We start from the raw sequence: 538 nt of genomic DNA on the forward strand, positions 1-538 counted from the left end.
TCTCAATGTGCATTGGGATGTCGGACCCGACGGCCTTGCCAAGCCCCATGCCCATGTAATGCTGGGCATGCGCGAAGTTGGAGAAGACGGTTTCGGCGCCAAGGTGCGCGAGTGGAACAGGACCGAGCTCCTGACCCACTGGCGCGAAGCCTGGGCCGAGCACGTCAACGAACGGCTGGCGCAGCTCGATATCGACGCGCGGATTGATCACCGGAGTCTGGAGGCCCAGGGCATCGATCTCGAGCCGCAGAACAAGATCGGCCCGGCCGCGGCACGCATGGCGCAGGAAGGCTTGGTCCGCGAGCGGCTGGAAGAGCATTTTGCCATTGCCCGGAGCAATGGCGAGAAGATCCTTGAAAACCCCGGCATTGCGCTCGATGCCATCACCCACCAGCAGGCGACCTTCACTTCGCGCGACCTTGCGACGTTCGTGCACCGCCACAGCGAGGGAAAGGACCAGTTCGACGCCGTGCTGGCGGCGGTGCGAGGCTCGCCCGATCTTGTCCGACTGGGACCTGACGGACGCGGCGAGGAGCGC

The 538-nt window shown here is 64.9% G+C and carries 1 protein-coding gene; it reads left to right on the top strand.

The window, feature by feature from the left end:
• Positions 1–538 (top strand): MobA/MobL family protein (locus H926_RS25970; RefSeq protein WP_043608177.1); only part of this gene is annotated, 538 nt, incomplete at both ends.

It is taken from the genome of Novosphingobium sp. B-7, from assembly GCF_000410615.1.
Lineage (GTDB): Bacteria > Pseudomonadota > Alphaproteobacteria > Sphingomonadales > Sphingomonadaceae > Novosphingobium > Novosphingobium capsulatum.